The sequence below is a fragment of the Pseudomonas sp. P4_C1 genome, from assembly GCF_056402155.1.
Genome location: NZ_JBFUHY010000082.1, coordinates 1 through 20,520 on the forward strand (window position 1 = coordinate 1; position 20,520 = coordinate 20,520).

At 60.1% G+C, this 20,520-nt stretch carries 22 protein-coding genes; 9 read left to right on the top strand and 13 right to left on the bottom strand.

Annotated elements, in window-relative coordinates; all coding sequences use genetic code 11:
• The coding region (locus tag AC1DU9_RS25770) for an EamA family transporter (RefSeq protein WP_477810994.1) at window positions 1-424 on the top strand (424 nt) is incomplete at its 5' end.
• 135 nt (window positions 425-559) lie between these two features.
• Here the strand turns inward: AC1DU9_RS25770 and AC1DU9_RS25775 are convergent.
• Entirely contained in the window at window positions 560-1,447 is an 888-nt protein-coding gene (locus tag AC1DU9_RS25775) for a LysR family transcriptional regulator (protein WP_223462107.1), read from the bottom strand.
• 158 nt (window positions 1,448-1,605) lie between these two features.
• Here AC1DU9_RS25775 and AC1DU9_RS25780 point away from each other — a divergent pair, with 158 nt between their 5' ends.
• Window positions 1,606-2,250, top strand: coding sequence for a hydrolase (locus AC1DU9_RS25780; protein WP_108218556.1), 645 nt, complete (start codon window positions 1,606-1,608; stop codon window positions 2,248-2,250).
• Window positions 2,251-2,385: 135 nt separating this feature from the next.
• On the opposite strand, the gene AC1DU9_RS25785 is transcribed toward AC1DU9_RS25780, so the two are convergent.
• On the bottom strand, window positions 2,386-3,684 hold the full coding sequence (locus tag AC1DU9_RS25785; protein ID WP_223462109.1) for a mechanosensitive ion channel family protein: 1,299 nt from the start codon (window positions 3,682-3,684) through the stop codon (window positions 2,386-2,388).
• Window positions 3,685-3,876: 192 nt separating this feature from the next.
• Here AC1DU9_RS25785 and AC1DU9_RS25790 point away from each other — a divergent pair, with 192 nt between their 5' ends.
• A complete protein-coding gene (locus tag AC1DU9_RS25790) occupies window positions 3,877-5,217 on the top strand; it encodes a DEAD/DEAH box helicase (RefSeq protein ID WP_223462111.1) in 1,341 nt (446 codons plus the stop codon).
• Window positions 5,218-5,375: 158 nt separating this feature from the next.
• Here AC1DU9_RS25790 and AC1DU9_RS25795 read toward each other — a convergent pair whose 3' ends face one another.
• The 4 genes from AC1DU9_RS25795 to AC1DU9_RS25810 all read right to left on the bottom strand — a co-directional run bounded on the left by AC1DU9_RS25795 (window position 5,376) and on the right by AC1DU9_RS25810 (window position 8,332).
• Window positions 5,376-6,110, bottom strand: coding sequence for a DUF899 domain-containing protein (locus tag AC1DU9_RS25795; protein WP_223462113.1), 735 nt, complete (start codon window positions 6,108-6,110; stop codon window positions 5,376-5,378).
• A 155-nt stretch (window positions 6,111-6,265) separates the two neighbouring features.
• Window positions 6,266-7,135, bottom strand: a complete 870-nt coding sequence (locus tag AC1DU9_RS25800; RefSeq protein WP_223462115.1) for a DUF6279 family lipoprotein — start codon at window positions 7,133-7,135, stop codon at window positions 6,266-6,268.
• 77 nt (window positions 7,136-7,212) lie between these two features.
• Entirely contained in the window at window positions 7,213-7,935 is a 723-nt protein-coding gene (locus AC1DU9_RS25805; protein WP_223462117.1) for a TorF family putative porin, read from the bottom strand.
• 208 nt (window positions 7,936-8,143) lie between these two features.
• Window positions 8,144-8,332 carry a hypothetical protein gene (locus tag AC1DU9_RS25810; RefSeq protein ID WP_015096330.1) on the bottom strand — a complete coding sequence of 63 codons (189 nt, stop codon included), beginning with the start codon at window positions 8,330-8,332 and terminating at the stop codon, window positions 8,144-8,146.
• A 351-nt stretch (window positions 8,333-8,683) separates the two neighbouring features.
• Here AC1DU9_RS25810 and AC1DU9_RS25815 point away from each other — a divergent pair, with 351 nt between their 5' ends.
• Both AC1DU9_RS25815 and AC1DU9_RS25820 read left to right on the top strand, forming a co-directional pair.
• Window positions 8,684-9,520: a CvfB family protein gene (locus tag AC1DU9_RS25815; protein WP_015096329.1), complete on the top strand. Its 837-nt coding sequence runs from the start codon at window positions 8,684-8,686 to the stop codon at window positions 9,518-9,520.
• Window positions 9,521-9,714: 194 nt separating this feature from the next.
• The gene (locus tag AC1DU9_RS25820) at window positions 9,715-10,647 is read left to right on the top strand and encodes a DMT family transporter (protein ID WP_223462120.1); all 933 of its coding nucleotides are present in this window, start codon (window positions 9,715-9,717) and stop codon (window positions 10,645-10,647) included.
• Here the strand turns inward: AC1DU9_RS25820 and AC1DU9_RS25825 are convergent.
• The gene (locus tag AC1DU9_RS25825) at window positions 10,592-11,773 is read right to left on the bottom strand and encodes an MFS transporter (RefSeq protein ID WP_223462122.1); all 1,182 of its coding nucleotides are present in this window, start codon (window positions 11,771-11,773) and stop codon (window positions 10,592-10,594) included. The two genes, AC1DU9_RS25820 and AC1DU9_RS25825, sit on opposite strands and share 56 nt — an antisense overlap.
• Window positions 11,774-11,877: 104 nt before the next feature.
• Here AC1DU9_RS25825 and ptrR point away from each other — a divergent pair, with 104 nt between their 5' ends.
• A complete protein-coding gene (gene ptrR, locus AC1DU9_RS25830) occupies window positions 11,878-12,771 on the top strand; it encodes a putrescine utilization regulator PtrR (RefSeq protein ID WP_223462124.1) in 894 nt (297 codons plus the stop codon).
• Window positions 12,772-12,906: 135 nt separating this feature from the next.
• A complete protein-coding gene (locus AC1DU9_RS25835) occupies window positions 12,907-13,035 on the top strand; it encodes a PA1414 family protein (protein WP_007972508.1) in 129 nt (42 codons plus the stop codon).
• A gap of 87 nt (window positions 13,036-13,122) precedes the next feature.
• On the opposite strand, the gene AC1DU9_RS25840 is transcribed toward AC1DU9_RS25835, so the two are convergent.
• The 6 genes from AC1DU9_RS25840 to speB form a co-directional block, all read right to left on the bottom strand.
• Window positions 13,123-13,374 (bottom strand): acyl carrier protein, encoded by a 252-nt coding sequence (locus tag AC1DU9_RS25840; protein WP_223462126.1) that lies wholly within the window; start codon window positions 13,372-13,374, stop codon window positions 13,123-13,125.
• 72 nt (window positions 13,375-13,446) lie between these two features.
• Entirely contained in the window at window positions 13,447-14,172 is a 726-nt protein-coding gene (locus tag AC1DU9_RS25845) for an MBL fold metallo-hydrolase (protein ID WP_223462128.1), read from the bottom strand.
• An 85-nt stretch (window positions 14,173-14,257) separates the two neighbouring features.
• Window positions 14,258-15,637 carry a sodium:solute symporter family protein gene (locus AC1DU9_RS25850; protein WP_223462130.1) on the bottom strand — a complete coding sequence of 460 codons (1,380 nt, stop codon included), beginning with the start codon at window positions 15,635-15,637 and terminating at the stop codon, window positions 14,258-14,260.
• Window positions 15,638-15,814: 177 nt separating this feature from the next.
• A complete protein-coding gene (locus tag AC1DU9_RS25855) occupies window positions 15,815-17,326 on the bottom strand; it encodes a purine-cytosine permease family protein (protein WP_223462132.1) in 1,512 nt (503 codons plus the stop codon).
• Window positions 17,327-17,381: 55 nt separating this feature from the next.
• Window positions 17,382-17,804: a YybH family protein gene (locus AC1DU9_RS25860; protein WP_223462134.1), complete on the bottom strand. Its 423-nt coding sequence runs from the start codon at window positions 17,802-17,804 to the stop codon at window positions 17,382-17,384.
• Between the two features lie 9 nt (window positions 17,805-17,813).
• Window positions 17,814-18,764, bottom strand: coding sequence for an agmatinase (gene speB, locus AC1DU9_RS25865; RefSeq protein ID WP_477810995.1), 951 nt, complete (start codon window positions 18,762-18,764; stop codon window positions 17,814-17,816).
• Between the two features lie 349 nt (window positions 18,765-19,113).
• On the opposite strand from speB, the gene AC1DU9_RS25870 reads away from it, so the two are divergent.
• Both AC1DU9_RS25870 and AC1DU9_RS25875 read left to right on the top strand, forming a co-directional pair.
• Window positions 19,114-20,007 (top strand): LysR family transcriptional regulator, encoded by an 894-nt coding sequence (locus tag AC1DU9_RS25870; protein ID WP_007972518.1) that lies wholly within the window; start codon window positions 19,114-19,116, stop codon window positions 20,005-20,007.
• 5 nt (window positions 20,008-20,012) lie between these two features.
• The coding region (locus tag AC1DU9_RS25875; protein ID WP_477810996.1) for a tRNA-uridine aminocarboxypropyltransferase at window positions 20,013-20,520 on the top strand (508 nt) is incomplete at its 3' end.

Sequence of the window (20,520 nt, forward strand, 5' to 3'; positions counted from 1 at the left end):
CACCTACGCCGCCGGCCAGGTGCTCTACAAACACCTGGTCGCGCGCCACCCGAGCGACCTGCCGCATTACCGTCGCTTCGGCTACTTCTACCTCGGTGCACTGGCCGTGGCGCTGCCGGCGTTTCTATTGTTCGGCAAACAGAACTTCCTGCCTGAAGCGCCGCTGCAATGGGGCGTGCTGCTGTTCCTCGGCCTGGTCTCGACCGCTTTGGGGCTCTACTGGTGGAACAAGGGGGCGTGCCTGGTCAATGGCGGGACCCTGGCGGTGATGAACAACCTGCATGTGCCGGTGGGGTTGCTGATCAATCTGTTGATCTGGAACCAGCATGAAGAACTGGGGCGGTTGTTGCTCGGCGGTTCAGTGATTTTGCTGGCGGTGTGGATCAGTCGGTTGGGTATACGCAAGCCTTTGACCGTTCACTAAACCCTGGGGAACCCGATATCCCTGTAGGAGCGAGCCTGCTCGCGATTGCGGTGGATCAGGCAACATCATCGTCGACTGACACTCCGCTATCGCGAGCAGGCTCGCTCCTACAAGGGATTGTGTGATCTCCGAAAATCACTTCGGCGCCAATTGCCCCACCAGAAACTCGATAAACGCCCGGGTCTTCTGCGGCACCCGCCGCGCCGACGAATACACCGCATTGATAGTGATCGCCGGAGCCTGCCATTCGCACAGCACTGGCACCAGCCGCCCGGCCGCCAGCGCATCTTCGACGATGAAGTCGGGCAGCAGGGCGATGCCCATGCCGGCTTCGGCGGCCTGGGCGAGCAGGTCGCCGTTGTTGGCGTGCAGTGGGCCGGTGACGTTCACCCGTTGGGTTTCCCTGCCATTGCACAGTTGCAGGCTGACACCGCTCTGCAGATACCCGTAGTTCAAACATTGATGGGCGCGCAGATCCTGCGGAGTCTGCGGAACGCCCGCGCGCTCGAGATAAGCAGGGGACGCCACCATGATGCGCGGTGCGGGCGCCAGTTGCCGGGCGATCATCGTCGAGTCGGGCATGCTGGCGATGCGGATGGTCACGTCAAACCCACCCCGCACGGGGTCGACCTGCTGGTCGCTGAGCACCAGTTGCAGCTCGATGTTCGGGTGCTGTTCATGAAACAGCGGAATCAACGGCCCCAACCGCCGAAGACCGAACGACATCGGCGCATTGACCCGCAACACACCGCGTAACTCGCCGATGCCGTCACGGGCGCGTTGCTCGGCCTCGTCCAGTGCCGCCAACACCTCTCGTGCTGCATCGAAATACTCGGCCCCGGCCTCGGTCAGGTGCAGGCTGCGGGTGGTGCGTTGCAGCAATTGCACACCGATGGCTTCTTCCAGCGCCTGAATCTGTTTGCTGACTTTCGAGCGCGGCACGTCCATGGCCCGGGCGGCTGCGGCGAAGCCGTTCTCGCCGACCGTGACGACGAAGGCGCGCATGCATTCGATGCGATCCATATTGTCCCTATTTTAGAATCAATGATTCTCGATTTTAGGTAATTGTCCCTTTTATCGCCAGCCCCTAAAGTGACATCCAAGCCGACAACAACGCCGCTGAAGGCAAGGTCGACTAACCCCTTATCCATTCGAAGTATCGACATCAAAAGGAACGCGCCATGTCTATTCGTGAACTGCTCAACCCTACCAACTCCGCCCTGATCCTGATCGACCACCAGCCGCAAATGGCTTTCGGCGTGCAGTCCATCGACCGCCAGACCCTGAAGAACAACACCGTGGGCCTGGCCAAGGCGGCGAAGATCTTCAACGTACCGACTATCTACACCTCGGTCGAAACCGAAAGCTTCAGCGGTTACATCTGGCCCGAATTGCTGGCAGTGCACCCGGAGCAAAAGCCGATCGAGCGCACCTCGATGAACTCCTGGGAAGACAAGGCACTGGTAGACGCGGTGAAAGCCACCGGTCGCAAGAAGCTGATCATTGCCGCGCTGTGGACCGAGGTCTGCCTGACCTTCCCTGCGTTGGAAGCCCTGGCTGAAGGCTACGAGGTGTACATCGTCACCGACGCCTCCGGCGGCACCAGCAAGGAAGCCCACGACATGTCGGTGCAACGGATGATTCAGGCCGGCGCGGTACCGGTGACCTGGCAGCAAGTGTTGCTCGAATACCAGCGTGACTGGGCGCACAAGGATACTTACGAAGCGGTGATGGAACTGGTGCTGGAACACAGTGGCGCCTACGGCATGGGCGTGGACTACGCCTACACCATGGTGCACAAGGCGCCGCAGCGGCAGGTGAAGTAATCCGCAAATTCTGAAAACGATGTACCCCCTGTGGGAGCGAGCTTGCTCGCGATAGCGGACAGTCAGACGACACATATGTTGACTGACACGCCCTCATCGCGAGCAGGCTCGCTCCCACATTTGTTTTTTGTGGGGTTACACCCTGCGTTTTTCAGCTTCGGGAAAATGGCTCGCTCCCAGCACCGCCGGCAATATCCCCGCACGCAAATCCGATCCGCTGGGCTGCTGATACAGGTTCAACCCAAACTCCGGCAGCACCGCCAGCAGGTAGTCGAAAATATCCCCCTGGATCCGCTCGTAGTCGGCCCACGCCGTGGTGCGGGTGAAGCAGTAGATTTCCAGTGGAATGCCCTGGGCCGTGGTCTGCATCTGGCGCACCATGCAGGTCATGTTCGGCTGGATCTCCGGGTGACTCTTCAGGTAGGCCAGCGCATAGGCGCGCAAAGTGCCGATATTGGTCATCCGCCGACGGTTGGCGGACATGGCCGCGACGTTACCCTGGGCTTCGTTCCAGGCCTTGAGTTCGGCCTGTTTGCGGGTCATGTAGTCGGTGAGCAAGTGCACCTGGGACAGCTTCAGCTCTTCGTCGTCACGCAGAAAGCGTACGCCGCTGGCGTCGATGAACAGACTGCGTTTGATCCGGCGGCCACCGGAAGCCTGCATGCCGCGCCAGTTCTTGAATGACTCGGACATCAGGCGCCAGGTCGGGATCGAGACGATGGTCTTGTCGAAGTTCTGCACCTTGACCGTGTGCAGCGTGATGTCCACCACATCGCCATCGGCGCCGACCTGAGGCATCTCGATCCAGTCGCCGACCCGCAGCATGTCGTTGCTGGTCAACTGCACGCTGGCGACGAACGACAGCAGGGTGTCCTTGTAGACCAGCAGAATCACCGCCGACATGGCACCCAGACCCGAGAGCAGCAACAGCGGCGAGCGGTCGATCAGCGTGGCGACGATGACGATCGCGCCAAACACGTACAACACCATTTTCGCCAGTTGCACATAGCCTTTGATCGAGCGGGTGCGCGCGTGCTCGGTGCGGGCGTAGATGTCCAGCAGGGCATTGAGCAGGGCGCTGACCGACAGCAGCAGAAACAGCAAGGTGAAGGACAGCGCGACGTTGCCGAGGAAATTCAGACTGGTCTTGCTCAGGTCCGGCACCAGATTGAGACCGAACTGGAGCACCAGCGAAGGCGTGATCTGCGCCAGGCGATGGAACACCTTGTTCTGCAGGAAATCATTGACCCAGTGCAGGGCCGGCTGGCGGCCGAGCATTTTCGCCGCGTGCAGTATGAGGTAGCGCGCCACCCGTCCGAGGAACAGCGCAATTGCCAGCAGCAACAACAGCGACAGGCTGGAATGCACGAGCGGGTGCTGGTCGAGGGCGCCCCAAAGGTCCAGGACGTTGGTCCAGAGCTGTTTGATATCCATGGTCGAAAACGATTCTTCTATAAGGCGCGAGAGGGGATTAGAGCATTTAAGACGCTTTGTATTACGTTTGAAGAAAAATCAGGCAACAAAAAACCAACTGTTTACCGCCATTTGTATAAAGAAACTCGGCCTGAGCGCTCGAAACCGTTACCCTATGCAGCTGTTTTTTTGCATTTCTTCGAGGTAGCACCCGTGTTTTCCCAATTCGCCCTGCACGAACGCCTGCTCAAAGCCGTGGCCGAGCTGAAATTTGTCGAGCCAACGCCTGTGCAAGCCGCGGCCATCCCGCTGGCGCTCCAGGGGCGTGACCTGCGGGTGACGGCGCAAACCGGTAGCGGCAAAACCGCTGCATTCGTTTTGCCCATCCTCAACCGTCTGATCGGCCCGGCGAAAATCCGCGTCAGCATCAAGACCCTGATCCTGCTGCCGACCCGCGAACTGGCCCAGCAGACCCTGAAAGAAGTTGAACGCTTCTCGCAGTTCACCTTCATCAAGTCCGGCCTGATCACCGGCGGCGAAGACTTCAAGGTCCAGGCCGCCATGCTGCGCAAGGTGCCGGACATCCTGATCGGTACGCCGGGCCGGATGATCGAGCAACTGAACGCCGGCAACCTTGACCTCAAGGAAGTCGAAGTGCTGGTGCTCGACGAAGCCGACCGCATGCTCGACATGGGGTTTGCCGAAGACGTGCAGCGTCTGGTGGACGAGTGCACCAGCCGCCAGCAGACCATGCTGTTCTCCGCTACGACCGGTGGTTCGGGCCTGCGCGAGATGATCGCCAAGGTCCTGAACAACCCTGAGCACTTGCAGCTCAACGCAGTCAGTCAGCTGAACGACACCACCCGCCAGCAAATCATTACCGCTGACCACAACCAGCACAAAGAACAGATCGTCAACTGGCTGTTGGCCAACGAGACCTACCAGAAGGCCATCGTGTTCACCAACACCCGGGCCATGGCCGACCGTATCTACGGCCGCCTGGTGGCGCAGGAATACAAAGCGTTCGTGCTGCACGGCGAGAAAGATCAGAAGGATCGCAAACTGGCGATCGACCGCCTGAAGCAGGGCGGCGTGAAAATCCTCGTGGCCACCGACGTCGCCGCTCGCGGCCTGGACGTGGACGGTCTGGACCTGGTGATCAACTTCGACATGCCGCGCAGCGGCGACGAGTATGTGCACCGCATCGGTCGCACCGGTCGCGCCGGTAACGATGGCCTGGCCATCTCGCTGATCTGCCACGGCGACTGGAACCTGATGTCGAGCATCGAGCGCTACCTCAAGCAGAGCTTCGAGCGTCGTACCATCAAGGAAGTCAAAGGCACCTACGGCGGACCGAAAAAGGTCAAGGCTTCGGGCAAGGCCGTCGGCGTGAAGAAGAAAAAGACCGACGCCAAGGGCGACAAGAAGAAAACCGCCGCCAAGACCCCGACCAAGCGCAAGAGCGCCAACCGGCCGAAGACCGATTCGCTGGTCAGCAAGGACGGCATGGCCCCGCTCAAGCGCCGCAAGCCGGAAGCGCCAGCGGCTGAGTAAGCCGATGCCGTGACCAAAAAAAACCGGACTGATGTCCGGTTTTTTATGTGCGCCCAGCCCGCTCCCACAGGAGCCTGGTGTGAACACATATCTTGTGTACGACACAAAATTTGTGGGAGCGTGGCTTGCCCGCGAAGGCCGCGCCTCGGTGTCTGGGGCTAACCACCATGACAGCAGCTTGACTTCTCCTGTTCCTCATATTTGTCGTGATGCCGCACCCATTCCATGATCTCCTCCTCATTGCGGCCCTTGGGCGTCAGGTCGAGGTAGTTGTAGGCGCCGACCAGCATGTCCAGGCCCCGGGCATAGGTGGAGTAGGTATGGAAAATTTCGCCGGCGTCATTGCGATAAAACACGCTGAGACCAGGGAGTTCCTCCTCGGCGCCGTCGGTTTTTTCGTAGTTGTACGTAGCCTTTCCAGCGACTACGTCTTCGGCCCGGGCACAGACGCCAAAGTCGTAGTTGAAATCGCAGCCATCGGACGACACCCAGTCGAACTTCCAGCCCATGCGCCGCTTGAAGGCCTGGAATTCGGCGAACGGTGCGTGGGAAACCGCCACCACGGCCACGTCATGGTGGGCCAGGTGCTGATTGGCGCCGTCGATGTGATCGCTCAGGTACGAGCAACCGGGGCAGCCCTCGTCCCAACCCTCGGCGAACATGAAGTGGTAGATGACCAACTGGCTGCGGCCGCCGAACAGGTCTGCCAGTTTCAGTTCGCCATTGGGCCCCTGGAAGCGATAGTCCTTGTCGATTTTCACCCAGGGCAGGGCGCGGCGTTCGGCGCTGAGTCTGTCCCTTTCCCTGGTGAAGGCTTTTTCGTGGGCCAGGTGTTGTTTGCGGGCGGCGAGCCATTCTTCCTGCGATACGACGGGATGGTGCTGAATGTTCATGTTGTTTTCTCCTGCGTGGGGCGGGGAGGTGACTTACACAGCCTAGTCGTTTGGCTTGCGTGGAATTCGACATGCCGCCTGTCAGTCGTCAGCAGAAGCCCGGCTGAAGGCTTCACCTCAACCATAGGGTCTCCCACAGGGGAATTGTGTGGGGCTTAACTTTGTTTCGCCGTTTTTAAACACTTCAAGTCGCTGAAGTCCTTCCTCACACCTTCAATTTTCTTCAGCAAACGCGCGCGCTGGTTCGGTGTGCTTTCAGCCATCAGATCCACGAACAGTGAACGCGCCTGGGCCTCGGTGTTGGCAAAGGCCTGACGATAGGCGGGCGTCCACAAACTCTCGCGATTGACCAGAAGTGTCTCGATGCGTTGTGGGAATTGGGGGCTCTGGCGTTGGGCAACAGCTGCGCTGAACTGCTTCTGCCAATGGACGCGGTTGGCAAGCCACTGGGTGTTCTGCTCGCCCAAGGCGCTGGACCATGTGGCTACCCGCTGTTGCTGGGCGGTGCTCAGTGGCCCGAGCCAGTCATTCAAGCGCTTCTCCATGCGCGCGCCGCGCTCCTTGATCTGCTGGTCGAGGGAAGGCTTGAGGTATTCTTCCTGGCGTTTGCGCTGATCCCTGGCAAAGGCTTGGTTCATTTCGGCGACTTGTTTGTCATCCAGCCCTTGCAGCAACTCGATGGCCGACGGGGTGATCTCCCGTGCGATCTCGGCGATCGCCTGCTCGGCTTCACGGGCGCGGGCCTGCAAGGCGGCATCGGTAACCTGATTGGTGGCGATCATGGTTTGCAGGCGGTCCAGCCAGTCGAGGTAGCCGGGCAATTGAGTGGTGCAGTGCCAGCTCAGGTGTTCCTTCAGGCGTTCGTTCAGCCAGCTTTTTTGCTCGCCGTTCATGTCCAGGTAGTCGCTGAGCGTCCACGGGATGATCACATCGAGATTGCGGTAGGCCAGGCCCACGCGGCTGCACGCGCCGAGGGCGAGGGCAATGGTCAACACAACCGCGATATGTTTGAACCAGCGGGACATGGACGAATCCTTGCGAAAGCCAGCTTTCGGGGGCTGATTCTCATGTGAACCCGGGAGGAGTCCGGCAGTTCAGCCGATCAATAGAACGCGTGTTCGGCCTTGAGCGTCACCAGCCCGTCGCACTGGCTGTTGTGCCCGGCATAGGCCGAGCAACCGCTGCCGCTCAGGCTGGAGTCACTGTAGATCAGGTCGAGGTCGATGCCCATGAACGGGCGGGACAATTTCAGCGACCAATCGGTAAAACTGCCTACGTTCCCTCTATCCACCGCCACTGGCGTATTGAATTGGTGGGTGGTGTATTTCAGGCTGATGCCGACACCGAACGGTTGATTGCCGCTCAAGTCAGCGAACAGGGTGTTGTTCTGTTTGTCCGGGTCATTGCTGAAGGCGATGCCGAAACGGCTGCCGAGCAAGGTCAGGCCGCCGAACAGTTCCTGGCTGTCAGGGGTCGTAACTTCGGGGTAGCTGTAGCGGATCAGGCCCACTTCGTAGCCGAGGGTTTGGTCGAAGGGTTGTTTAAAGCCCATGTAGGAATCGAGCTCGAGGTTTTTGCCCGGGCTGATGCCCATGCTGGGCGACCATTGGCCCACGTAGAAACCGCTGTCGTGGCTCAGGTCCAGGCCGCCATGAAACGAGCCGACGGCCGAAGGTTTGACCAGGCCCTGGGCCATGCTGCGGGTGGGGGTGGTGCCGAGCTTGAGGTCGAAGCCCCCCAGCTCACGCTGAAAGATTTGTGCGTGGGCTACGGAGCAGGCCAGCAGGCTGGCGAGCAATGCCGAGAGATAGAAAGGTTTGAACATGCGTCACTCCATGAACCGCGAAGGCAGGCTGTTGAGCCCGCTGGAACGCTTGATCCAGACGCGTGCAAGGATACCGGCGAATGATCGGCAATGAAGGCCGTTCGTCGATTTCCAACGGATTTGATGGCGTGGCGCAGGGGAGAAACGAGGGTTCCAGTCCAAGCGCTTCGAAGCTCAAAGCGCTTTGGGACCAGGTGACGCGAGGGTATTACTTTTTGCCCAGGGTGATCTGCTTGGACGGGCCGAATGTCTGGCCGCTGACGCCTTTGGCAATTTGCTGGATTTCACCGCCGGACTTGAGGAACGCAGCGATCTGGCTGTTGATCGATTCGCTGGTTTCGACGGCTGGAGCTGGCTTTGCTTTGCTGGTGGATGCTTTTACGCGCATGGCGGCCATTAACCTGTAGAAAATTAACTTGGCCAGGCATCGTACAGGAATTACCTGATAATTGCTTGGCAAATATCCCCTCGGCATATTCGTGAGGACGGGGTAATCAGTCGCCGGCCAATATTCGAAATATGCACCTAAGCCGCTGTTTTAACTAATAACATTGCCTGACAAAATACCGCGTCACGCTTGCCAGGGCATGGCGTAAATGCCCGGAACGGCCTGACGAGCGGCCGGGCGCGGGATGAAAACCCGGAAAAATTAAGGGTTTCAGAGGATTTTCTCGCGCCACCGGGCCGGCTGCCGAACGCGGCGCCTAAAACCGGGTAGAATGCCGCCCACGCAATGAGGGTATTGGACATGGCTTTAGTCGGGCGTTACAACAGTTTGCAAGTGGTTAAACACACTAACTTCGGTTTATATCTGGACGGTGGTGCGGATGGCGAAATCCTTCTGCCTAATCGTTATATTCCAAAAGATATTCCTAGCGAAGATGAAGACTGGCTCAACGTTTTTATTTATCTGGACAGCGATGACAAACTCATCGCAACTACTGAAAAACCGAAAGTTCAAGTCGGTGAATTCGCCAGTTTGAAAGTTGTTGAAGTCAACAGCATCGGTGTATTCCTGGACTGGGGGTTGCCGAAAGACCTGTTGCTGCCGTTCTCCGAAGAGAAGCGCCAGATGACGGCGGGCGAATATGTGGTAGTGCACGTCTATCTCGACAAACACACCCGTCGCATCACCGCGACCGCGCGCCTGGACCGCTACCTGGACAAGACCCCGGCCAATTACACCGCCGGTCAGGAAGTGGACTTGCTGGTGGCCGAAGCCACTGACATGGGCTTCAAGGCCATCATCAACAACAAGCATTGGGGCCTGATCCACAAGAATGAAATCTTCAAGTTCATGCGCGCCGGTAAAGAAGAAAAGGGCTTTATCAAGGAAGTTCGCGCCGACGGCAAGATCAGTCTGAGCCTGCAACCGGTCGGCCAGGAAGCGGCCACCAGCCTGAACTCGAAGATCCTCGCCAGGTTGCGCGAAAACAACGGCACCCTGGCGGTCAGCGACAAGAGCGATCCGGCGTTGATCAGCAGCCTGTTCGGTGTCAGCAAGGGCAACTTCAAGAAGGCCATCGGTGCGTTGTACAAGAATGGCCAGATTGTCATTCATGCCGATCGCATTGAGCTCAGTTGATGCGCTGACAAGACAGAGGGCCAGGATGGCGCAAGCAGAGAAGTAGAGGTCTCTGGCGGGCGGCATTTTCTGGCCTTCTGGTTAATAATCGACAACATGATTTTTCGCCCCGGTGTGTTCTTTTCAACGAGAAGGCCGGGGCTTTGCTTTTACTGCCGAGTCGTTGCCATGGATTGTGTCTTCGAGGTGTTCCGGTGAGCGCCACCCGGCGCAGCGCCGACGGGTTTGCCCTGCAAGTGATGGTCGGGTTGTGCCTGGTCTGGGGCGTTCAACAAGTGATGATCAAGTGGGCGGCGGCCGATATCGCGCCGGTGATGCAGGCGGCCGGACGTTCCGGCATGTCGGCGTTGCTGGTCGGGTTGTTGATCTGCTGGAAGGGCGGCTGGAGCCAGGTGGGTACGACCTGGCGCGGCGGCTTGTTGGCCGGTGCCTTGTTCGCCCTGGAGTTCTTCTTCATTTCCGAAGGCCTGCAACTGACCACGGCGGCGCACATGTCGGTGTTCCTCTACACCGCGCCGATCTTTACCGCATTGGGTGTGCACTGGTTGCTGCCCAGTGAGCGTTTGCGCCCGTTGCAATGGCTGGGGATTGTCCTGGCTTTTATCGGGATTGCCATCGCGTTTGCCGGCGGGGTGTCCTGGGACAACCTTGATTACCGCATGTTGATGGGCGATGCCCTGGGTGTGCTGGCGGGCGCGGCCTGGGGCGCGACCACGGTGGTGGTTCGCGCCTCGCGCCTGTCGGAAGCGCCAGTGCCCCTGACGCTGTTCTATCAGTTGATAGTCGGTTTCTTCGGATTGTTGTTGATTGCGCTGCTCAGCGGCCAGATCACCCATGTCAGCCTGACCACTGTAGCGGTCGCCAGTGTGCTGTTTCAGGGCGTGGTCGTGTCGTTCTTCAGTTACCTGATCTGGTTCTGGCTGCTGCGCCGGTACCTGGCGGCGAACCTCGCAGTGTTTTCGTTCATGACGCCGTTGTTCGGCGTCACGTTCGGTGTGGTGCTGCTGGGCGAGGTGCTGAGCCTGAACTTCGTCATCGGTGCAGTGCTGGTGTTGGCGGGCATCACCTTTGTCAGCGCTGAGCAGTGGTTACGCCGTCGTTTGCGCAAAGCCCTCGGTCAGCACTGAACGGCGCGAGCAACAGACCGCCGGCGATCAGCAAGCCGCAACCGGCGACCACCAGCGCCGGTTGTAAACCGCCACTGAAATGACTGCTCAGCGCCGCCAGCAATGGCCCGCTCAATTGGCCCACGGCGAAGCAGGCCGTCAGCAGGCCGGCATTGCGCTGGGTAGCGTGGGGCGCCAGTTCCCGGGAGCGTTGCATCACCAGTTGCATGCAGGCCAGGAATGGCGTGCCGCACAGGATCACACCCAACGCCAGACCTGGCCCGTTGCCCAGCAGGCAGGCGAACACGCCAGCGGCTTGCAGCCATAACGTCGCCATCAACCAGTGGCGCGTTGCTCCCGGCCTTTGGCGACGCAGACTCACCAGCAGCACCCCCGTGGCAGCCGCCAGGCCAAAGCACGGCCAGAACAGGTCGGCCTGCCATTGGCCATGGAATTGTGCGTTGGCCATCTGCGACAGAAAGGTCGCCGGGATGATGTAGCCCAATCCGTACAAGCCGTAGATCCAGCCCAGACGAGCGATGCCTTGGGTGTGCGATGCGATGGCGCTGGGCGCAGCAGTCGCGGTTGCGCTCGGTTGTGGCAGGAACGGCAGGATCCCCAGCAGCATCGCCAGCCCTGCGGCGGCGTACACCAGCCACAAGGTAGCGGAAGTCTGGCCCAGCAGATTCGAGCCCAGAGCTAGCAAGCCGGTCAGAAAAATTCCCAAACCCGGTCCGGCGAAGACCAGGGCGCCTAATCGTGGGCGACCGGCCGCTGCCGCGAGCGGCTGGCTCAGGGCGGTGATCATCACCAGCACCCAGGCGCTGGCCACACCGGTGCCGAAGCGCAGCAGCAGGTGCGACCAGAAACCATTGGCCCAGAACGACGCCAGGGTCAGCAGTACGCAGAGCCACAATCCGCCGAGCAAGCGTCGGTGCACTTGCGCGGGACGCCGGGAGAACATGGCGTCCACCGCGCCGATGAAATAACCGAGGTAATTGGCGGCGGCAATCAGTCCGGCTGCGGTCAGGTCGATCTGACCCTCGCTGAGCAGGTGCGGCAGTTGCGGTGTCAGGGCAAAACGGCCGATGCCCATGGCCATCATCAGGGCAACGAAACTGGCGGATAAGCGAATCAAGGGAGACATGGTCTGGATTCCGTTTAGAGGATCGATGACCGTCAGGCTAGGATTGATTGACTTTCTTTAAAAATGAATAATAGTGAGTAACTTGTTCTTTTTTGGAGAATGCCGTGGAATTCAGCCAATTGCGCATCTTCCAGGCGGTGGCGGAAGAAGGGTCCATCACCCGGGCCGCCGAACGGCTGCATCGAGTGCCGTCGAACCTGTCGACCCGGCTCAAACAGCTGGAAGAGCAACTGGGTGTCGAACTGTTCCTGCGCGAACGTCAGCGCTTGCAGTTGTCGCCTGCGGGAAAAGTCCTGCTGGACTACACCGCCAAGCTGTTTGCCTTGCGCGACGAAGCCAGCGCGGCAGTGCAGGGCGGGCAACCGGCGGGCGACTTCGTGCTCGGCACCATGTACAGCACGGCGGCGATTCACCTTCCGGGGCTATTGGCGCGCTACCACCGTTTGTATCCGGCCGTGAACCTGCAAGTGCAATCCGGACCCAGCGGTGAATTGCTCGAAGGCCTGCTCACCGGACGACTCGATGCGGCGCTGGTGGATGGCCCCATGGAACTGGCCGGGCTCGACGGAGTGCCTTTGTGCGACGAGCGGCTGGTGCTGATCAGCGAGGCCGATCATCCACCCGTGCGCAGCGCGCTGGATGTGCAAGGTCGTTCGGTGTTCACCTTTCGCCAGGGCTGCTCCTACCGCATGCGCCTGGAGGCCTGGTTCGCCCATGACCACGCGGCCATGGGCCGGGCCATGGAGATCGAGTCCTATCCGGGGATGCTGGCGTGTGTGATTGCCGGTTCCGGTGTGGCGCTGATGTCGGAGTCGATGCTCGCCAGTTTACCGGGCCGTGAGAGTGTGGCCGTGCATCCGTTGGCCGAGCCGTTCGCCAGCGCTACCACCTGGCTGATGTGGCGCAAGGGCATGGTCGGGGCCAACCTGAATGCCTGGATCGAGCAGCAACAGGTGGTTTTTCCACCGGCACGGGTACAGGCGCGGGAAATTGCCTGAACACAGGCTGATTGTGATGGATTCAGTAACAGATCGTTGCGACTTTGCGCGAGCATTGCGTAGGACTTCGGACTATTATCTGTGCGAAGGGGCTACAGAATTTTGGCCGCTCGGCACTACCCTGAAGGGGGCACCATGAAAGAGAAAATTCAAAACTGGCTGCATGACCTGGGCGTGGCTCTCGGTTTGATCGAACCGCCTCTGCAACCGGTGCCTGTTCGCACTGACGACGAACAGCGCCGACGTCAGCAGCGTCGCCGGTAATGGCAGATAACACCTGACAGGTGAAAGGTGTTTCCGTGGCGAGGGAGCAAACTCCCTTGCCGCTTCGTGTACGTTTGATCACCCGCCTTAGTACCGCCCAATCTCCAGCAAAAACCGGCTCAAATCATTCGCCGTCCTGGCGGTCTTGAGCATCTGGTCTTCCTTGGCGGTAAACGCCGTCACACCCAGTTCATCTTCCAGATGGAAGATCAGCTCTTCGATATCTTCTTTATCCAATCCCAACTGCGCCAGGCTGGCGTTGTCGTCGAAGTCATCCCGGCCTTCCAGCAGGCGGCTGATGTAGCGGTGCACGACAGCACGAACGGCAGCTTTTTTCATGAGCGTTCTTCGAGGAGGAGGCGGTTTTGTTCTCCGTGCCGGAGCAGTTCCTGTCGTTGAGTACAGCAGGCTTTAGCCATGTGAGCGCTGCCATTGGTCAATCATGCTGCGCAAATACTCCCCGGAAAAACTGCCGAAATGCCCGCCATGCACCGTGCGGATCGACAACTCACACAAGCGTTGCAGGCTGTGGGCGTAATCATCGAGGTTGGAATGGTAGGCGTCTTCGATCAGCGGGCCGTCGTAGATGATGTCGCCGCTGAATAAAGTCTCGGTGGCGGCTTCGTACAGGCAGATGCCACCCGGCGAGTGTCCCGGTGTGTGCACGACCTGCAATACCCGGTTGCCCAGATCCAGCACATCGCCATCTTCGACAAACCCCGTGGCCGGTGCGGCTTTGACCCGGTATTCGGCGTAGCACAGCGGGCAATCAGGGTGGGCTTCGAACATGTCGTCGCCGACAAAGGCTTTGCTCAGGTCGTTGTCGCCGTCCGGTGCGGCAAGAATGTCCGCTTCAGCCGGATGCACCAGTCGTTCAGTGAATTCGTGATGACCGGCGATGTGATCGAAATGGCAATGGCTGGCCACCGCCACCAGCGGCCGTTCGGTGATCCACGGCAGTTGCTCGCGCAGGCTGACCAGGCCCGAGCCGCTGTCCAGCAACAGGTCTTTGTCACGGCCCTGGATGTGCCAGAGGTTGCAGCGGTAGAAGGGGCGGATGTACGGCTCGTGAATCAGGCGGATGCCGTCACTGAGCGGTTTCACTTCGAACCACTGGTCGCGGCTGACGATCTTCATGTGCAGTTTCCTTCAGACGAAAAAAAACGGGTGTGGCAACCGACGCCACACCCGTCGAAGAAAGCATCAAGTCGTTATGTTCAGCTTAGGCGGCGCTGACCACTGCTGCCGTGCGGCGGGACATCAAACTCACCACCACGAAACTCACCAGGCCTACACCGAGGCTGTAATAGATCGGGGTGTTGGCGTCCAGACCGTCCTTGAACATGAACAGCAGCGCAGTGGCGAAGCCCATACCCATGCTGGCGATGGCGCCAGCAGTGGTGGCGCGCTTCCAGAAGATGGCGCCCATCAGCGGGATCAGCATGCCGCCTACCAGCAGGTTGTAGGCCAGGGTCAGGGCGCTGATCACGTCGTTCACGATCAGGGCGATGCCCAGTACCACGATGCCGGTCAACAGGGTGAACAGGCGGTTGATCGCCAGGCTCGACTGTTTGCCGCCACGCAGTTTCGGCAGCAGGTCTTCGGTCAGGGTAGTGGCAGCGGCCAGCAGGCCGGCGCTGGCGGTGGACATCATGGCGGCCAGTGCGGCGGCGATCACCAGGCCACGGATACCGTCCGGCAGGGACAGTTTCACAATCGCGGCGAAGGCGTTGTTGACGTTGTCCAGATCCGGGATCAGCACGTGGGCAGCCATGCCGATCAGGGCGCAGGCCAGGCCGTAGAGGATGCAGTAGATACCGGCGGCGGTACCGGCAACCTGAGCCACTTTGGCGGTCTTGACGGTGAACACCCGTTGCCAGATGTCCTGACCGATCAGGATGCCGAAGAAGTAGATCATGAAGTAGGTGATGATGGTGTCCCAGCCGATGGTGGTGAAGCTGAAGCTCGCCGCCGGCAGTTTCAACACCAACTCATCCCAGCCGCCAACGCGGTACAGGCAGATTGGCAACAGGATGAACATCAGGCCTACGGTCTTGATCACGAACTGGACGATGTCGGTCAGGGTCAGGGACCACATGCCGCCGATGGCGGAGTAGATCACCACGACGCCGCCACCGAGCAGGACCGAGATCCAGAACGGCAGGCCGAACAGCACTTGCAGCACGGTGCCGATCGCCAGGATCGAGGTCACGCCGATCATCAGTGCGTAGGCCAGCATGATCACCGCGCTCGCGGAGCGGGCCATCGGGTTGTAGCGTTTTTCCAGCACCTGGGTAACGGTGTAGATCTTCAGTTTAAGCAGCGGTTTGGCGAGAAACAGGTTCAGCGCCACGATCCCGCAACCCAGGGCCGCACACAGCCAGAAACCGGAGATGCCATGCACGTAACCCAGACGCACGGTGCCCACCGTGGACGCGCCGCCCAGAACGGTGGCAGCCATGGTGCCCATGTACAGGCTTGGGCCGAGGTTACGACCGGCGACCAAAAAGTCTTCGTTGGTCTTGGCCTTGCGCATGCCGTAGTAGCCGAGTATCAACATCGCGGCGGCGTAGATGAGTACGACGAATAAATCCAAAGCCATTGTTGCGTGTCTCCGATTGTCTTTTTTATGGTGGAACAAAATTGGTTCGATGTAGCTGCTTTCTGTGGGAGCGAGCTTGCCCGCGATAGCCGTGTGTCGGTCACATTGATGTTGAATGTGCCGCTGTCATCGTCGGAACGCCGCCCGGAGCAAGCTCGCTCCCACAGGGAGAATGCGTCAGGCCGTCTGACGTAGTTCTGGTTTCGCCGTGATGCTTGCGCTCTGGCTGCGAGGGTCGTTCGGGCCGAACACTGCGCTCGATTCCGGGAACAGGCTCAGCAGAACCAGGTACACCACCGAGGCCAGGCCCAGGGTCACCGGCAGGCTGATGTCGATACCACCGGCCATTTCGCCCAGCGGCCCGACAAACTGCCCCGGCAGGTTCACGAAGCACAGGCCGACGGCCGCACTCGGGATCCAGGCACCCAGGCCACGCCAGTTCCAGCCGTGGGTGAACCAGTAGCGGCCACCTTTCTCGCCGCGGGTGAACACTTGCAGGTCATCCGGGCAGTAGAAGCCGCGACGCACCAGCAGGCCGATGATCATGATCACCATCCACGGGGTGGTGCAGGTGATGATCAGCACGGCGAAGGTCGACACGCTCTGCACCAGGTTGGCCGCGAAGCGCCCGATGAAGATGAAGGCAATCGACATCACACCGATCAGCAGCGTGGCCTTGACCCGCGACAGCACTCGTGGGAACACGCTGGACATGTCCAGGCCGGTGCCATAGAGCGAGGTGGTACCGGTGGACATGCCACCGATCACCGCGATCAGGCATACCGGCAGGAAGAACCAGCTCGGCGATACCGCCAGCAGGCCGCCGACATAGTTGTTGGCCGCGATGTAGTCCGGCGCCTTGATCGCTACGATGGTCGCGGTGGTCAGGCCGAACAGGAACGGGATGAACGTTGCGATCTGCGAAATCACCACCGCCGCCATGATGCGGCGCTTGGAGGTGTCACGGGGAATGTAGCGCGACCAGTCGCCGAGGAACGCACCGAAGGAAATCGGGTTGCTCATGGCCACCAGCGCAGCACCGATGAACGCGGCCCAGAAACCGGGTTGCCCCATGTTCACGGTGCCGGCGTAGTTCACATCGAAGGGACCGGCGAAGGCGAAGGCGCCCAGCAGGAACAACAGGCTGGCACTCCATACCGCGATCTTGTTGACCCACAGCAGGAAGCGGAAGCCATAGATGCACACGGTCAGTACCAGGATCGCGAACAGACCGTAGGCCAGGCCCAGGGTCAGGTCGGTTTCCGGCAGGCCGATCAGGCGTTTGGCGCCACCGATCAGCGCATCACCCGAACTCCACACCGAGAGCGAGAAGAAGGCAATGGCGGTCAACAGCGACAGGAACGAACCGACGATCCGCCCGTGCACGCCGAAGTGCGCACCGGAAGACACGGCGTTGTTCGTGCCGTTGATCGGGCCGAACAGGCCCATGGGCGCGAGGATCAGCGAACCCAGCAACACGCCCAGCACAATCGCCCAGACGCCCGCCTGGAAAGACAGGCCGAACAGTACCGGGAAGCTGCCGAGGACGGCGGTGGCAAAGGTGTTGGAACCACCGAAGATCATCCGGAACAAGTCCGTCGGGCCTGCGGTGCGTTCGTTGTCCGGGATCTGTTCGACCCCGTGGGTTTCAATTTGCGTAAGGCTTTGGTCTTTGTTGTTGTTATTCATGATCAGCTCCGATCATAAAGGCGCGCTCATCGTGCGTGAGCGTCACCTGTGTTGGCTAAGGGGGTGGCAGCCCTTCCGGCATCGCGGACAAATGTTCGTGGCAGGCCAGCCATAGGCCTTGTTGTTCTTGGCCAGACGCTTGTTTCTTGAAAACAATCGTCTCGCGCTCCTGGCTGAAGTGTTGCTCCCCTTGCATGCGCAACTCAGTGGCTACGTCATGGATGAAAATCGCCACGTCACCCTGCAGGCTGACGAAAGCGTTGCTCGAGGTGCACGAGAGCACCTCAAAGCCATCCTCGGCGCGCCAGCTGTCCCACATCGCCTGATAGGCGTCGCGCGACAGCAGGGGCTGTTCGAGGGTGTAGAAGACGAAGCTGGCATCGGCACTGAAAGCGCCGAAGTAGGCTTCGCGATCGTTACGGGCAAAAGCGGACACCAGATCGGCGGCGGTTTTCAGAACCTGATCACGTTCGTTCACGAGCATTCCTCAGCGGTGGACTACGCCAGGCAGTACGCAGAGCATTTCGTACAGCAGGTTGGCGGCCAGCAGTGAGGTGTTACCGGTGGTGTCGTAAGCGGGCGAGACTTCTACCAGATCGCAACCGACCAGGTCGAGGCCTTGGCAGCCACGAACGATCTCGATCGCCTGAATGGTCGTCAGGCCGCCGATTTCCGGAGTGCCAGTACCCGGTGCCCAGGCAGGGTCGATGCCGTCGATGTCGAAGCTGAGGTAAACAGGACCGCCGCCGACTTTCTCGCGGACTTCAGCCATCAAGGGCTCCAGCGAGTTGTGCCAGCACTCTTCGGCCTGAACCACACGGAAGCCCTGGTTGCGGCTCCAGTTGAAGTCGTCAGCGGTGTAGCCTTGGGCGCGCAGGCCAATCTGCACGACACGGTCCGGATCCAGAAGACCTTCTTCAACGGCGCGACGGAAGGTGGTGCCGTGGGCGATCTTCTCGCCGAACATGTGGTCGTTCACATCGGCGTGAGCGTCGATGTGCACCAGACCGACCTTGCCGTGCTTCTTATGGATGGCACGCAGGATCGGCAGGGTGATGGTGTGGTCGCCGCCCAGGGTCAGGGGGATCACATCGTGTTCGAGGATGTTGTCGTAGGACTCTTCGATGATCCGTACGGCATCCAGCAGGTTGAAGGTGTTGATTGCGATGTCGCCAATGTCGGCAACCGACAGCGAGTCGAACGGTGCAGCACCGGTGGCCATGTTGTACGGGCGGATCATGACCGATTCAGCGCGGATTTCGCGAGGCCCGAAACGGGTGCCAGGGCGCAGCGAGGTACCGATGTCCAGTGGCACACCTACGAAGGCAGCGTCCAGGCCGGCAGCGGTATTCAAATGGGGGAGTCGCATCATGGTGGCGATGCCGCCGAAGCGCGGCATTTCGTTGCCGCCCAGTGGTTGGTGAAGAATCTTGTCCACGGGTAAAGGCCTCATCGTCGTTGTTTTATTTATTCAGGTAAGCCGTTCACGAGAGTACGGGCGAACCTTGTGGCGCCGATTCTGCGAAATGTAGTGGCCGGGAAGAATCGCTACGGGCAAATACTTAGTTCAGATTTTTCTAAACTAATGGCTGGGACAGCGATAGACTTCACGCCATACGCTAAGCCCGATGCCAGGAGCAAACCTTGTGGGAGCGAGCTTGCTCGCGATGGCGGCGGGGCAGTCAACATTGATGTCGATTGTCATGCCCTCATCGCGAGCAAGCTCGCTCCCACAAGGTTCTTTATCGACTGGAGCACTGCGCGTCACCTCGTTATCGGAGTCCGACATGGCCAACGCTTTACCCGACCTGAAACTATTGCGCATTTTCGTCAGCGTGGTGCGCCATCAGGGGTTCGCCAACGCCCAGCAAGAGCTCAATCTCTCGACGTCAGCCATCAGCACCTACATGAGTCAGCTCGAAGCGGCCCTTGGCCTGGTGCTGTGCCATCGCGGCCGTGGCGGTTTCAGCCTGACCAGCAAGGGCGAGCTGTTCCATCAGGAAACCCTGCGTCTGTTGGGCGAACTCGAAGGCTTCGAGCAATACGCCGCCGCCCTCAAGGGTGAGTTGCGCGGTACCTTGAACCTCGGGGTAATCGATTCCACTGTCAGCGACAAGGCCCTGCCGTTCGCCGAAGCCATCGGCGCCTACAGCCAGGAACACCCAGCCGTGCACTTGCACCTGTCGGTGATGAGCCCTTACGAATTGCAACTCGGCGTACAGGACAACCGCCTCGACCTGGCCATCGGTGCGTTTTCCACGCGCATGAGCGGTCTGGTGTACATGCCGCTGTACCGTGAACAACACTGGTTGTATTGCAGCACGCGGCATCCACTGTTCAACGAGCGGCGCATTCCCGAACAAGTCATCACCCAGCAGCGCATGGTCGGCCGTGGCTACTGGAGCCAGGCTGAACTGGCGCGTCACGGCTTCAAACACAGTGCCGCGACCGTGGAAAGTATGGAAGCCCAGTTGATTCTGGTACTGTCCGGCGCCTACATCGGTTACCTGCCGGAGCACTACGCCCAGGCCTGGGCCGACAAGGGTGACTTGCGGGTGTTGCTGCCGGCGACCTTCGGTTATCAGGCGCCGTTCTCGATGATCGTGCGGCGGGGGCGTAGCCGCGAGCCGCTGATCCAGACGTTCCGTGATCTGCTCAAAGCACAACTGAATCAGGCGTAAAGACGATGTCCAGAATTCAATGTCCGCGCTGCCTGCGCCCGCAAACTCATTGCCTGTGCCCGTTGATCCCGAGCCTCGACAGCCGCACCCGGGTGTTGCTGTTGCAGCACCCGAGCGAAGTGAATCATGCGTTGAATACCGCGCGCCTGGCGGCGCTTGGGTTGAAGAATGCCGAGTTGATCGTCGGCGAGGTGTTCGAGGATTTGCCGGCGCTGTTGAGTCAGCCGGGGTATCGGGCGCGGTTGCTGTTTCCCGGCGAAGATGCCCAACCGATGCAGGCTTGTGCCGCGACAGACGAACCCTTGTTGCTGCTGGTCCCCGACGGCACCTGGCGCAAGGCGCGCAAGATGTTGCACCTCAATCCGCTGCTGGCGGCGCTGCCGAGGGTGACGCTGGCCGAGGGCGGTGTGTCCCGCTATCGCCTGCGCAAGGCGCCGGGGCCGGGAGCGTTGTCGACGGTGGAGGCGATTGTGCAGGCGCTGGAAACCCTCGAAGCGCCGACTTCGTTTGCGC

Excerpts from the sequence above, each read along its gene's own strand:
- AC1DU9_RS25795 (WP_223462113.1), bottom strand. The coding sequence starts at position 6,110 with ATGAACATTCAGCACCATCCCGTCGTATCGCAGGAAGAATGGCTCGCC.
- AC1DU9_RS25775 (WP_223462107.1), bottom strand. The coding sequence starts at position 1,447 with ATGGATCGCATCGAATGCATGCGCGCCTTCGTCGTCACGGTCGGCGAG.
- AC1DU9_RS25845 (WP_223462128.1), bottom strand. The coding sequence starts at position 14,172 with ATGAAGATCGTCAGCCGCGACCAGTGGTTCGAAGTGAAACCGCTCAGT.
- AC1DU9_RS25815 (WP_015096329.1), top strand. The coding sequence starts at position 8,684 with ATGGCTTTAGTCGGGCGTTACAACAGTTTGCAAGTGGTTAAACACACT.
- AC1DU9_RS25785 (WP_223462109.1), bottom strand. The coding sequence starts at position 3,684 with ATGGATATCAAACAGCTCTGGACCAACGTCCTGGACCTTTGGGGCGCC.
- AC1DU9_RS25810 (WP_015096330.1), bottom strand. The coding sequence starts at position 8,332 with ATGGCCGCCATGCGCGTAAAAGCATCCACCAGCAAAGCAAAGCCAGCT.
- AC1DU9_RS25855 (WP_223462132.1), bottom strand. The coding sequence starts at position 17,326 with ATGAATAACAACAACAAAGACCAAAGCCTTACGCAAATTGAAACCCAC.
- AC1DU9_RS25825 (WP_223462122.1), bottom strand. The coding sequence starts at position 11,773 with ATGTCTCCCTTGATTCGCTTATCCGCCAGTTTCGTTGCCCTGATGATG.
- AC1DU9_RS25835 (WP_007972508.1), top strand. The coding sequence starts at position 12,907 with ATGAAAGAGAAAATTCAAAACTGGCTGCATGACCTGGGCGTGGCTCTC.
- AC1DU9_RS25850 (WP_223462130.1), bottom strand. The coding sequence starts at position 15,637 with ATGGCTTTGGATTTATTCGTCGTACTCATCTACGCCGCCGCGATGTTG.
- AC1DU9_RS25870 (WP_007972518.1), top strand. The coding sequence starts at position 19,114 with ATGGCCAACGCTTTACCCGACCTGAAACTATTGCGCATTTTCGTCAGC.
- AC1DU9_RS25780 (WP_108218556.1), top strand. The coding sequence starts at position 1,606 with ATGTCTATTCGTGAACTGCTCAACCCTACCAACTCCGCCCTGATCCTG.
- AC1DU9_RS25800 (WP_223462115.1), bottom strand. The coding sequence starts at position 7,135 with ATGTCCCGCTGGTTCAAACATATCGCGGTTGTGTTGACCATTGCCCTC.
- AC1DU9_RS25805 (WP_223462117.1), bottom strand. The coding sequence starts at position 7,935 with ATGTTCAAACCTTTCTATCTCTCGGCATTGCTCGCCAGCCTGCTGGCC.
- AC1DU9_RS25840 (WP_223462126.1), bottom strand. The coding sequence starts at position 13,374 with ATGAAAAAAGCTGCCGTTCGTGCTGTCGTGCACCGCTACATCAGCCGC.